Below are 11,999 nucleotides of genomic sequence, written 5' to 3'. Positions count from 1 at the left end.
CTCGGTTCATACGTCCGAGACGGAGGTGCAAGATATGTCATCAGTAGTTGTTGTAGGAACACAATGGGGCGACGAAGGAAAAGGAAAAATTACAGACTATCTTTCTGAGAAAGCAGAAGTTGTGGCTCGCTACCAAGGTGGAAACAATGCAGGACACACAATTGTTTTCGGCGGAGAGAAGTACAAACTTCACTTAATTCCGTCTGGGATTTTTTATAAAGATAAAGACTGTGTCATTGGAAATGGTATGGTTATTGACCCTAAAGCATTAATGGAAGAAATAGCTTACTTACATGAGCGCAATGTTGATACAAGTAACTTACGCATTAGTAACCGCGCGCACGTCATTCTTCCTTACCACTTAAAGCTTGATATCGTGGAAGAAGAGCGTAAGGGTGCTAACAAAATTGGAACTACAAAAAAAGGAATTGGTCCAGCTTACATGGATAAAGCAGCACGTGTGGGTATTCGCGTGGTGGATCTCATGGATCGTGAAGTATTTGAAGAGAAGCTAGAGCGTAACCTTGCTGAAAAAAATCGCATGTTTGAAAAGTATTATGAAGTTGAAGGATTTACGAAAGAAGAAATTCTTGATGAGTACTTTAACTATGGACAACAAATGGCACAATATGTTTGTGATACATCTGTTGTGTTAAATGATGCATTAGATGAAGGCCGCCGTGTTTTATTTGAAGGCGCACAAGGAGTTATGCTTGATATTGATCAAGGAACATACCCATTTGTAACCTCTTCTAACCCAATTGCTGGTGGTGTCACGATCGGTTCTGGTGTTGGCCCATCGAAAATCAATAAAGTTGTTGGGGTTTCAAAAGCATATACAACTCGTGTAGGTGACGGACCATTCCCAACGGAGTTACATGATGAGATTGGCGACAACATCCGTGAAATTGGAAAAGAATACGGAACAACAACAGGACGTCCACGTCGCGTTGGTTGGTTCGATAGTGTCGTTGTACGTCATGCACGTCGAGTTAGTGGGATTACTGATCTTTCTCTTAACTCTATTGATGTATTAACGGGTATTGAGACATTAAAAATTTGTACAGCATACAAGTACCGTGGCGAAATCATTAACGAGTTCCCAGCAAGCCTTAGAGTTTTAGCTGAATGTGAGCCTGTTTATGAAGAGCTTCCTGGTTGGACAGAAGACGTTACTGGTGTGAAATCACTAGATGAGTTACCTGTAAATGCACGTCACTATATCGAGCGTGTTTCTCAACTAACAGGTATTCCGTTAACGGTCTTCTCTGTAGGGCCAGATCGTAACCAAACGAATATGGTTCGCGGGGTATTTGCTTAAGATCGCCGAAGCCATCTATTCTCTAGGTTTAGATGGCTTTCTTTCATTTATGAAGCTTATGTTAGATATTGAAAAAAAACTGTTGCATCCTTCGTCATTATTCGCTATTCTTTAATGAGCGCCAAAACATATTAAAAACTTTTTTCAAAAAGTTTTTAAAAAGGGTTGCACGTCAATCGGTGCTATGGTAAGATTATTCTTGTCGCTGAGAGTTGAAGCGAATGAAATAGTACGAGCCATTAGCTCAGTTGGTAGAGCATCTGACTTTTAATCAGAGGGTCGAAGGTTCGAATCCTTCATGGCTCACCATTTTTTACATGTATTTAAGAATGGCCCGTTGGTCAAGTGGTTAAGACACCGCCCTTTCACGGCGGTATCACGGGTTCGAATCCCGTACGGGTCACCATTACATATTTTCAAATTGGTCCGGTAGTTCAGTTGGTTAGAATGCCTGCCTGTCACGCAGGAGGTCGCGGGTTCGAGTCCCGTCCGGACCGCCATTTTACTTTAACGATAAAATCTGGTATTATGGTACATGACCAAACAAATGGCTTGGTAGCTCAGTCGGTAGAGCAATGGACTGAAAATCCATGTGTCGGCGGTTCGATTCCGTCCCAAGCCACCACTTTTGCCGGTCTAGCTCAATTGGTAGAGCAACTGACTTGTAATCAGTAGGTTGGGGGTTCAAGTCCTCTGGCCGGCACCAGTTTTAACCATTATACGTGCATAGGCACGATTTTTTTATTTTGTCTCTGTTTTAGCAGGGGCTTTTTTTGTATGTAAAAAACAAAATGGCACGATGAACGAGAGTGTTAGATAAACGAGAGAAAAAGAAGCGAAACCGATCCACGGTTAGATGACCCTTTTCCGCTACTTGTTAAGGTAGTTGTGTTAGAATGTGGATAAAGACCTTGTAGGACAGGAGCGATTATGAATGGATAAACGAATTCTAGTAGTAGATGATGAAAAGCCAATCGCTGATATTTTAAAATTTAATTTAGAAAAAGAAGGCTTCGAAGTTGTTTGTGCGTATGATGGTTTGCAAGCAATAGAAGAATTTAAAAAAGTAGAACCAAATCTTATTCTATTAGATATTATGTTACCGCATAAAGACGGGATGGAAGTCTGTCGTGAAGTGAGAAAAAGCTCCGATGTACCGATTATTATGCTAACTGCAAAAGATTCTGAGATTGATAAAGTGTTAGGACTAGAGCTCGGTGCCGATGATTATGTCACAAAACCGTTTAGCACAAGAGAACTGCTTGCACGTGTTAAAGCCAATCTTCGTCGCAGGAAATCTGGGGCAGAGGATGTTTCTACGCAAAAAGAGCTTATGGTCGGGGACCTTATTATTTACCCTGATGCCTATCAAGTAAAAAGACGCGGAGATACGATTGAGCTGACTCACCGTGAGTTTGAACTCATTCATTATTTAGCAAAGCATCTTGGGCAAGTGATGACGCGTGAGCATTTGCTACAAGCTGTGTGGGGATATGACTACTTCGGTGATGTACGAACAGTTGATGTGACCGTGCGTAGACTTCGTGAAAAAGTCGAAGATAATCCAAGTTATCCAACATGGATTATTACAAGACGTGGAGTCGGCTACTACCTTTCAACACCAGAAGAGTCGGGACAGCGTTAATGGATCGTAAGGTTGGATTTTTCAAATCAATACAATTTAAGCTGATTATTATCTATGTGTTGCTGATTTTTATGGCGATGCAAATCATAGGTGTGTATTTTACAGGAAAATTAGAAGAGCAATTGGTTAATAACCACTATCAAATGCTCACGGAGCGTGCAAATCTACTTGGTTATAATGTGGCTCAGGAAATGTTAGAGCCAAGAGAAGATGCTAGTACGTTAAAAACAGACATTAATGCCTTATTAAGAGAGACGTTTACGATACCGAATGCAGAAGTTCAAATCATTGGTGGCAACAGTGAGATTTTAAGTACTTCAAATTTTGCTAATCGACATATTGTTGGGCAACAGACGACTAAGTATCGGGTGAAACGAGCGCTTCTTGGGGTTGTCGATGAGGCGATGATGAGAGATCCTCAAACAGGGGATCGGGTACAAGTGTTAGCCGTGCCAATTAAAGACCCTGACAATACCCCTATTGGTGCGATCTATATTGAATCATCGATGGAAGAGATTTATGATCAAATGAAGCAAATCAATGGGATCTTACTTAGTGGTACGGTCATTGCCCTTCTCATTACAGCAGTACTGGTCATCCTACTAGCTAGGACGATTACAGCACCCATTATGGATATGCGAAAGCAAGCGTTACGTATGGGCCATGGTGATTTTTCGAGACAAGTGATGGTTTATAGTACAGATGAAATTGGTCAATTAGCTTCTTCTTTTAACGAGTTAACCAATAAATTGCAAGATGCAACAGCGACCAGAGCAAGAGAGCAGAAGAAACTAAGCTCTGTCCTGGCTCATATGACAGATGGTGTGATCGCTACTGATCAAAATGGCAAGATCATTTTGATGAATAAGCGTGCTGAAGAGCTTCTTGGCTTACAGAGTTATGAAGTCATCAAGCAGCCCTTACCAGAGGTTCTGCGTTTACCTAATGAGTACACACTTGATGACCTTTATGAACAAATGGACTCCATTCTCCTTGATTTTGGTGATGAAAAACATGAGTTTCTAATCGAAGCGAATTTCTCCGTTATTCAAGAGGATGAAGGGCCTATCAATGGGATTATTACCGTTCTTCATGATGTCACAGAGCAAGAGAAAATTGAGCAAGAACGACGTGAGTTTGTAGCCAATGTATCACATGAGCTTAGAACACCTTTGACGACCATGAGAAGTTACTTAGAAGCTCTTGCGGACGGGGCGTTAGAAGATAAAGAATTAGCTCCGAGATTTATTGGAGTTACACAGAACGAGACAGAGCGGATGATACGTCTGGTTAATGACCTCTTGCAATTATCGAAAATAGATAGTCATGATTACCGTTTGACTATGGCATGGGTCGATTTTGGTCAGTTCTTAAATGAAGTGATTGATCGTTTTGAAATGGTGGCACAAGGCAGAAATATTCATTTCACTCGTCACATCTCTAATCATCCGACCTATGTCGAAATCGACCAAGATAAATTAACACAAGTCATTGATAATATCATTTCCAATGCCATGAAATATTCGCCTGAAGGTGGTAACATTACGACCACACTTCTTCATCAAGGGCATAATGTACGTGTGAGTATTTCGGATGAAGGAATGGGGATACCTCGTGAAAACCAAACGAAGATTTTTGATCGTTTCTATCGTGTCGATAAAGCACGTGCTAGAAGTGTAGGTGGCACAGGTCTTGGTTTAGCAATTGCAAAAGAACTTGTCCACGCTCACAACGGTGAAATTTGGGTCAGTAGTGAATATGGAGCAGGGACAACCATTTACTTTACTTTGCCTTACTCAACGTTTAAGGGGGGAGAGGCATGAGCTACGAGCACGTTAAAACAGGGTTACTCATTGGACTTGTTGGTTTAAGTATTGTTCTAACGTGGCAGTTGTGGACCTTTCAGCCAGATATCAATTTCTTAGGAGAAACCGAAGAGTCAGAACGAGCGTCTCTCATTAGTGAAGAGCTAAGACTTAGTGAGGTCATCCAGCCGGAGCAATTGATTACATTTATCGATGGCGAGACCGCGATGATCTCTAGAGGACAAGAAGAATTTCAACAGTTTTATGACATACTATTAGGGGCTGAACTAGCAGAAGGCGATATGTTAGCTACAGGACCTTTTCCAAAACAACAAGTGCGTGCAGGGGTAGAAGTGATCTTTCCAACGCCGATTCCAACGGATATCTTTCTAGCGATGTTCAATGTCGATCGGGACGAGTTCAATGTACCGATAGCTGAAGTGGACCGGTTATTTGTTTATCAGGACACGTCAGAAGAAGAGATTGGTATGCAGATGCTCTCGGTTGAGGAAGCGCGTGTCATTGAAGTCGAGACAACGGTTGAATTCGAGGCATTTGAACAGTTAGTAAGAGGAGAGTATACGCCTGTTACTTCCGTTCATCGGGGTGTCTCTTCTTCTCAGCTTTACCAACATCTCTATGTGCCGACTGAACCTACCGAAGTAGAAAAAGTTACGTATACAACGAGCCCACTTAATGTGAATTTTTTTATAGACGAGTTGTTTAATGAGCCAAACTCGGTCCGGGCTAATTTCGCTGATTCTTCTGAGTCGTATACAGATGGAAACCGAATTATCCAGCTACGAAATGATGGAGAGTTTATGGATTACAACAACCCATTATTTTCAGAAAATCAGGATCGTAGTAGCAGTCACATCGTCCAAAGCAGTTTTGATTTCATTAATAGTCATGGAGGGTGGTCAGATCCATACCTCCTTGCCAACTGGACGTCTGCCGATGTTCGTGAAGAAGCCGAGTATTTACTTCATATTGACGGTGTCCCAGTGATTAGTTATGAAGGGCAGAGTATGATGAGATTGAAGGTTAGCCGAGTCGGATCGCAAATCATTAACTACGAACGTCCTCTATTTGATTTAGATAGTCTGCCGATTAATGCGATTCAACGTGTCGAACTTCCATCTGGTGAAGACGTTCTTCAGCGGTTACGCCAGCAAGAATATTTTCAGACGAAGATGCTAGAGAAGGTCATGATTGGGTACGAGATGAAAAAACAGAATGTATCACTCGTTACATTAGAACCGTATTGGTACGTTTTATATGATGGAAAATGGCAAAAGGTGACGTTTGATCAAGAATTACACGGGGAGGGTGTTCAATGAATTGGAATCGGACAAAAACCATTTTCATCATCACCTTCCTCTTTCTAAATATCTTTCTCATCTGGCAATTAATCGAGAAAAACAATTCGAACCAGATGAATATGATTGCTCAAGCATCCATTCAAGAAGTATTACGTGATAATAATGTTCAGATCGATGTCGAGTTGCCTGAAGATACGATTGAGGCCGGTCACGTGCTTGGAAAAATGATGCCTTTTAGTGAATCGGAATTGAACACGCTAAATAATCAAGAGGTAAGCTTAAGAGATGGCTCAACGATTATTTCTGTTTTAGACGAACCATATGAATTACGAGAAGGTCAATTCGCCCAAGATTTAAATCAGTTCTTAAATACGTATGTTACAAACGGATCAAACTATCAGTTTGCACGTTTTGATTCAGAGGATAGACGGGTTCTTCTCCAGCAAACGTATGAAGGGACGACGGCGTATGCGTTTGAAGCAGAGCCGTTGATCTTGCAATTAAATGATGATGGTAATCTGATTGGTTATCAACAGAGCTACTATGAGTTTGAGCCAACGGGTAGAGAGCGTGAAGTTTTATCAAGCATAAAAGCAATCGAAGTATTATTAAACGCTCAACATATTGGCGTTAATGATACTGTAACCTTAGTTGAATTTGGGTATTACAGCTTCTATAGTCCACAAGGTGGGGCACAAGTTTTTGCACCGATGTGGCGTGTCACCGTAGAAGGAGAAACGTATCTTGTCCATGCAATCAACCCAGAAATTCAACAATTATCATAAGCAGTAGGTATACATGGGAGTGAGTCGCAATGGCGTTACGTTTTAGTGTGTTGGCAAGTGGAAGTACCGGGAATGCAGTGTATGTCGAAACCAATGAGAAACGACTACTCATTGATGCGGGGTTAAGTGGTAAGAAGATGGATGAACTATTTTCTGAAGTTGGACGAAATCCAAAAGATCTCGACGGAATCCTTGTGAGTCATGAGCATAGTGATCATATTAAAGGAGTCGGAATCTTTGCTAGAAAGCATAAAGTACCGATCTATGCCAATGAAAAAACATGGGCGGCGATGGAAGGTAAGATTGGGACGATTTCAACAGAGCAAAAATTCATTTTTGGTACAGAAGAGGTTAAGGCATTTGGCAACCTCGATGTTGAGTCATTCGGTGTTTCTCATGACGCAGCAGAGCCAATGTTTTTTTGTTTTCATCACGAGGGAAAAAAGCTCGTACTCGCCACAGACATGGGCTATGTGAGTGAAAGAATTAAGGGTACGGTTAAAGGTGCTAACATGTACATTTTTGAATCCAACCATGATTTAAATATGCTCAGGATGGGACGATATCCTTGGAATGTGAAACGAAGAATACTAAGTGATGTAGGCCATGTATGCAATGAAGATGCCGCGCTCGCCCTATCTGAAGTAATCACTGATCAAACGAGCCGCATCTACTTAGCGCATTTAAGTCTAGACAATAACATGAAGGAATTGGCTCGGTTAACTGTTGAGCAAGTGTTGAAAGAACAAGGGATGGCTGTCGGTGAAGAGTTTCATGTTTTTGATACGGATCCACTTACACCAACGCCAATCACAGTCGTGTAAAAGCTCTCAGCCATGAGGGCTTTTTTGTCTAGGTGTGTTTATGAAGAAAGTTTGTTGGTAATTCTGTAAACAGTATCAAAAATTATCAAAACAGATGCGGACTAGTAGATTTATCCTAAAGAATAAGTATAATAAAAACAAAAAACTCTTTTACTATAAGGATGGTGTGGGGTCATGGGATTTTATGATGAACATTATTCACAACCACAAACGAGAAGAAAACGTTCCAACCGTGGCGGAGTGGTTGCCGCATTTGCCGGGGCTGTTGTCGGAGGATTCATAGTTTTATTTTCTATTCCAACCTTATCAAATCTTGGTGTTCTGCCCTATCAACTCGGTCAAACTGATAGTGAGCTGGTAATTGAGTCTGAGGTGCCAGAGGATGTTCAAGCGGTCAATTACTCAGTTAGTTCTGATGTGACTCAGGCTGTTGATCAAGTATCAGACGCTGTCGTTGGGGTGATTAACATTCAACAATCGAATCCATTTCAACAACAGGGAGGAGACGAAGGCACTGGATCTGGTGTCATTTATAAAACAACAGGAGATAAAGCGTTTGTTGTCACGAACCATCATGTCATTGATCGGGCCAACGGAATCGAAGTGAGCTTATCAGATGGCACACGTGTACAAGCGACGTTACTTGGCTCTGATGTGATTACAGATTTAGCTGTACTTGAGATCGATAGTAGCGAGGTAGATACGGTGGCGGACTTCGGTAATTCAGATGCCTTGCGTGTAGGTGAGCCAGCGATAGCCATCGGGAATCCGTTAGGACTGCGATTCTCGAGCTCGGTGACACAAGGAATCATAAGCGCCACCGAACGCAGCATTCCTGTTGATCTCACAGGAAATGGTCAAGTTGATTGGCATGCAGAAGTGTTGCAAACAGATGCTGCAATCAATCCAGGAAACAGTGGTGGAGCGCTATTAAACATTGAAGGGCAAGTGATTGGAATTAACTCGATGAAAATTGCTCAAAGCTCTGTTGAAGGAATTGGATTTGCCATTCCTACGAGTGTCGCTTTACCAATCATTGAAGATCTAGAACGGTATGGAGAAGTAAAACGCCCACAACTAGGAGTTGGTATTCAATCATTAAGTGAGATCCCTAGCTACCATTGGCAAGAAACACTGAAATTACCTGGTGAAGTGAATGCGGGCGTCATGGTTTCGAGCATTGCCCCGATGTCACCAGCAGAACGAGCTGGCCTTGAACAATATGATGTCATTGTTGCGATTGACGGGGAAGATATCGCCGATGGGCATGATTTAAGAAGATTCCTTTACACAGAAAAGCAGATCGGTGAAGAAGTAGAAGTGAGCTTTTACCGAAATGGAACCCTCCAGAAAGCAACCGTGCAATTAGCGGAACAACAGAGTTTTTAAAAAGGTTGGAAAGGAAAGTATATTAATTCCTTTTGAAAGAGAGAAGAAGCAGAGTTATCCACATAACTCTGCTTTTTTTGTGCAGCGAGACATGAAGAAAGTCATTCACAGTGAGAAAAACGGTTATGCTATAATATAACGCGTGAACGAGAAAGGTGGAGAAATAATGTTGTATGCATGCGAAGAACATATTGAACTAGCGATGGACGTCATTGTGGACGAACATGAGGCAGCTCCTATTATCGAAAAAACGGACCAAGAAACACAGATATCCACAACATGTAGTTTCTGCGAAAAAACAGCTATATATTCAATTGCGAAATAATTAGTTACTAACACTGTTGATATGTTGATAAGTCCTGTGGATAAAATAAAAAGAGCGAGGGAATACACACTGTGAATATCTCAGTAATTTCAGTAGGGAAGTTAAAAGAGAAGTATTTAAAACAAGGCATTGAGGAATACAAAAAAAGACTTGGAGCCTACGCGAAGGTTGACTTAATCGAAGTAGCTGATGAAAAAGCACCAGAGCACTTAAGCCCAGCAGATATGGAGATCGTGAAACAAAAAGAAGGAGAGCGCATCCTAGCAAAAATTGCGCCAGATACGCATGTTATCACACTTGAAATCAAAGGTAAACAGCTCACAAGTGAACAATTAGCAAAGGAAATCGATCAACTAGGAACATACGGCAACAGCAAAATCGCCTTCATCATTGGCGGCTCATTAGGATTAAGCGATGAAGTTATGCAACGCAGTAACTATGCTCTTTCCTTCTCAAAAATGACCTTGCCGCATCAACTTATGAGACTTGTGTTGATGGAACAGGTGTATCGAGCGTTTAGGATAAATCGAGGAGAACCGTACCACAAATAGTGGTAAAACGGAGAATGGAAATTCAACTAATTAAAGAGTAGTTAGACAAATCAATGGTTAGATAAGAAATTTTAAATTAGTTAAGCCACAAAATCGCCTGTCTTTTATTTGAGTTGGTTATGGTGTTTTAATTCTACAAAAAAAGGCCTTCCTTTTTCTATTTATTCATTTACATAGGATTTTTTACGCTCTCTTTAAAAAATCTTCATTAAAATAACTTTGCTCTATTATGTCGACAAAGCGACAAATCTTCTTATTTCTTCTAACATGACAAACCTTGAAATATGCTATGAGGTCGGTTTCCGGACTCCTTCTAATTTTTACAGAGTGTTTAGATTGCTGAAAGATTGTTCACCGGGTGAGTATCGAAAAAATAAAATGTAAGGGGTTTCTAAAATGAATTGGATGGACTGTCAATCATTTATAAAGCTATATCCTCCTAGGGAATTCAATTTTGAAGAGTGTTTAGTCTTTTTAGGAAGATCTGACCAAGACGTCCTTCACCAAATTAAAGAAGGATGTTTATATAAACTAATAAGTTTGAATGAAAGATTAATCTTATTTAAGATTGAATATGTATATGACTTCATTAAGGTTGAGTTTCTGAACAACATTCCATTTAAAGATACACGAAAAGAAGTGGCAGAATATATATGGGAGTGGTTTGATTTAAACACAAATTTAGATAAATTTTATGAATTGGCCGATTCCGATAATATACTAATGGATATTACTCAAAAATATTACGGATTACGCATGATTAACATTCATGATTTGTTTGAAACTATAGTATGGGCGATTTTAGGTCAACAAATTAATTTAACATTTGCCTACACGTTAAAAAGACGTTTCGTAGAACAATTTGGTCAAAGTCTAACTTTTGATAGTACCACATTTTGGGTATTCCCTTCACTTGATAAAATTGTATCTCTTGATGTGCAGGATTTAAGGAAGCTTCAAATTACAGTTAAGAAAGCGGAATATATCATTGGAATTGCTAAGGCGATGAAAGATGGAGAGTTAACTAAAGAATTATTAATTAAACAACAAAATTATCATCAAGTGAAGGAATTCTTAATGCAATTTCGAGGCGTTGGAGCGTGGACTGCAGATTATGTCATGATGAAAAATTTACATATTAAAAATTCATTTCCAATGGCAGATGTTGGTCTCCAGAATGCTTTAAAGAAATTATTAAGTTATGAGCGTAAACCAACCATTAAAGAAATGAAAGAATTATCGGTAAGATGGGAAGGTTGGCAGGCGTATGCTACCTTTTATCTTTGGAGGTCATTATATGACTGAAACCTATAAAACCTATTATCATTCCCCATTAGGAGTAATTGAAATATTAGGTAGTGACAAAGCAATTTTTTCTATAATTTTTATTGAACAAGAAAACTATGAAAGCCAAAATAAACCTTCTCGGATTTTAGAAGATTGTAAATGCCAGCTTGATGAGTATTTTAAAGGCAGCCGCCATGAATTTACATTCTCATATCAATATAAAGGAACAGATTTTCAAAAAAAGTCTGGAGAGCATTAAAAGAAGTATCATATGGCGAAACTGCTTCATATAAAGAAATTGCGGTTTCAATTGGAAATGAAAAAGCGATTAGAGCAGTAGGTAATGCAAAGGAAAAAACAAATTGAGCATTGTCATCCCTTTTCATCGAATTATAGGATCAAATAGTAAGCTGACTGGCTATGCGGGAGGTCTATGGAGGAAGGAATGGCTTCTTCAACATGAGGAATCTTTTAGAAACAAGCCAAAAGATTTATTATGGTATCCCAGTGAACCGTATCATAAGAAAGGTTTTAGCAATTATTGAATATCGAACGGTAAATTCTTCAAATAAATCTGCTATATTGCGCCTCTTGAAAAAAAGGTTTTGTTTGGGGATTTGTTTGTATGGATACTATTATAAGGTAACCACATATTATTTGATAAATCAAAGATGTAGTGTAGTTAAATGAAATTTATTGTCAATTCAGTCATATTTGCAATACTTTGTTTAACATAATATGCATA

At 39.8% G+C, this 11,999-nt stretch carries 10 protein-coding genes, 5 tRNA genes and 2 pseudogenes; all 17 read left to right on the top strand.

The window, feature by feature from the left end; all coding sequences use genetic code 11:
• Positions 1-34 precede the first annotated feature (34 nt).
• Positions 35-1,321 (top strand): adenylosuccinate synthase, encoded by a 1,287-nt coding sequence (locus tag CDZ88_RS15040; protein ID WP_100374313.1) that lies wholly within the window; start codon positions 35-37, stop codon positions 1,319-1,321.
• Between the two features lie 233 nt (positions 1,322-1,554).
• A tRNA-Lys gene (locus CDZ88_RS15035) sits at positions 1,555-1,630 on the top strand.
• Between the two features lie 22 nt (positions 1,631-1,652).
• Positions 1,653-1,727, top strand: a tRNA-Glu gene (locus CDZ88_RS15030).
• A 17-nt stretch (positions 1,728-1,744) separates the two neighbouring features.
• A tRNA-Asp gene (locus tag CDZ88_RS15025) sits at positions 1,745-1,821 on the top strand.
• A 49-nt stretch (positions 1,822-1,870) separates the two neighbouring features.
• Positions 1,871-1,946: transfer RNA gene (locus CDZ88_RS15020), tRNA-Phe, on the top strand.
• Between the two features lie 5 nt (positions 1,947-1,951).
• Positions 1,952-2,027: transfer RNA gene (locus tag CDZ88_RS15015), tRNA-Thr, on the top strand.
• A gap of 228 nt (positions 2,028-2,255) precedes the next feature.
• Positions 2,256-2,966 (top strand): response regulator YycF, encoded by a 711-nt coding sequence (gene yycF, locus CDZ88_RS15010; RefSeq protein ID WP_100374312.1) that lies wholly within the window; start codon positions 2,256-2,258, stop codon positions 2,964-2,966.
• Positions 2,966-4,789: a cell wall metabolism sensor histidine kinase WalK gene (gene walK / locus CDZ88_RS15005; RefSeq protein WP_100374311.1), complete on the top strand. Its 1,824-nt coding sequence runs from the start codon at positions 2,966-2,968 to the stop codon at positions 4,787-4,789. Before yycF ends, walK begins: the two co-directional genes overlap by 1 nt.
• Entirely contained in the window at positions 4,786-6,111 is a 1,326-nt protein-coding gene (locus CDZ88_RS15000; protein WP_100374310.1) for a YycH family regulatory protein, read from the top strand. Before walK ends, CDZ88_RS15000 begins: the two co-directional genes overlap by 4 nt.
• Positions 6,108-6,878 (top strand): two-component system regulatory protein YycI, encoded by a 771-nt coding sequence (locus CDZ88_RS14995; protein ID WP_100374309.1) that lies wholly within the window; start codon positions 6,108-6,110, stop codon positions 6,876-6,878. The genes CDZ88_RS15000 and CDZ88_RS14995 overlap by 4 nt, the downstream gene beginning before the upstream one ends.
• A 29-nt stretch (positions 6,879-6,907) precedes the next feature.
• Entirely contained in the window at positions 6,908-7,702 is a 795-nt protein-coding gene (locus CDZ88_RS14990) for an MBL fold metallo-hydrolase (RefSeq protein ID WP_100374308.1), read from the top strand.
• Between the two features lie 174 nt (positions 7,703-7,876).
• Positions 7,877-9,091, top strand: a complete 1,215-nt coding sequence (locus tag CDZ88_RS14985) for a S1C family serine protease (RefSeq protein ID WP_100374307.1) — start codon at positions 7,877-7,879, stop codon at positions 9,089-9,091.
• 166 nt (positions 9,092-9,257) lie between these two features.
• Positions 9,258-9,416 (top strand): CxxH/CxxC protein, encoded by a 159-nt coding sequence (locus CDZ88_RS14980; RefSeq protein WP_100374306.1) that lies wholly within the window; start codon positions 9,258-9,260, stop codon positions 9,414-9,416.
• 71 nt (positions 9,417-9,487) lie between these two features.
• Entirely contained in the window at positions 9,488-9,967 is a 480-nt protein-coding gene (rlmH, locus tag CDZ88_RS14975) for a 23S rRNA (pseudouridine(1915)-N(3))-methyltransferase RlmH (protein WP_100374305.1), read from the top strand.
• Positions 9,968-10,198: 231 nt separating this feature from the next.
• Positions 10,199-10,351: pseudogene (locus CDZ88_RS14970) on the top strand (helix-turn-helix domain-containing protein); the annotation flags it as partial.
• 12 nt (positions 10,352-10,363) lie between these two features.
• Positions 10,364-11,272 carry a DNA-3-methyladenine glycosylase family protein gene (locus CDZ88_RS14965; protein ID WP_100374303.1) on the top strand — a complete coding sequence of 303 codons (909 nt, stop codon included), beginning with the start codon at positions 10,364-10,366 and terminating at the stop codon, positions 11,270-11,272.
• Positions 11,265-11,799, top strand: a pseudogene (locus CDZ88_RS14960) (methylated-DNA--[protein]-cysteine S-methyltransferase). Before CDZ88_RS14965 ends, CDZ88_RS14960 begins: the two are co-directional and overlap by 8 nt.
• Positions 11,800-11,999: the final 200 nt, after the last annotated feature.

The organism is Bacillus sp. FJAT-45037 (assembly GCF_002797325.1).
Classification (GTDB): domain Bacteria; phylum Bacillota; class Bacilli; order Bacillales; family Bacillaceae_D; genus Alkalihalophilus.
This window is presented reverse-complemented; position numbering and strand designations above follow the sequence as displayed.

What these genes read in the sequence shown, in the direction of transcription:
- CDZ88_RS15000 (WP_100374310.1), top strand. Translation starts at nt 4,786, where the DNA reads ATGAGCTACGAGCACGTTAAAACAGGGTTACTCATTGGACTTGTTGGT.
- CDZ88_RS15040 (WP_100374313.1), top strand. Translation starts at nt 35, where the DNA reads ATGTCATCAGTAGTTGTTGTAGGAACACAATGGGGCGACGAAGGAAAA.
- CDZ88_RS14995 (WP_100374309.1), top strand. Translation starts at nt 6,108, where the DNA reads ATGAATTGGAATCGGACAAAAACCATTTTCATCATCACCTTCCTCTTT.
- CDZ88_RS14985 (WP_100374307.1), top strand. Translation starts at nt 7,877, where the DNA reads ATGGGATTTTATGATGAACATTATTCACAACCACAAACGAGAAGAAAA.
- CDZ88_RS14965 (WP_100374303.1), top strand. Translation starts at nt 10,364, where the DNA reads ATGAATTGGATGGACTGTCAATCATTTATAAAGCTATATCCTCCTAGG.
- walK (WP_100374311.1), top strand. Translation starts at nt 2,966, where the DNA reads ATGGATCGTAAGGTTGGATTTTTCAAATCAATACAATTTAAGCTGATT.
- CDZ88_RS14980 (WP_100374306.1), top strand. Translation starts at nt 9,258, where the DNA reads ATGTTGTATGCATGCGAAGAACATATTGAACTAGCGATGGACGTCATT.
- yycF (WP_100374312.1), top strand. Translation starts at nt 2,256, where the DNA reads ATGGATAAACGAATTCTAGTAGTAGATGATGAAAAGCCAATCGCTGAT.
- CDZ88_RS14990 (WP_100374308.1), top strand. Translation starts at nt 6,908, where the DNA reads ATGGCGTTACGTTTTAGTGTGTTGGCAAGTGGAAGTACCGGGAATGCA.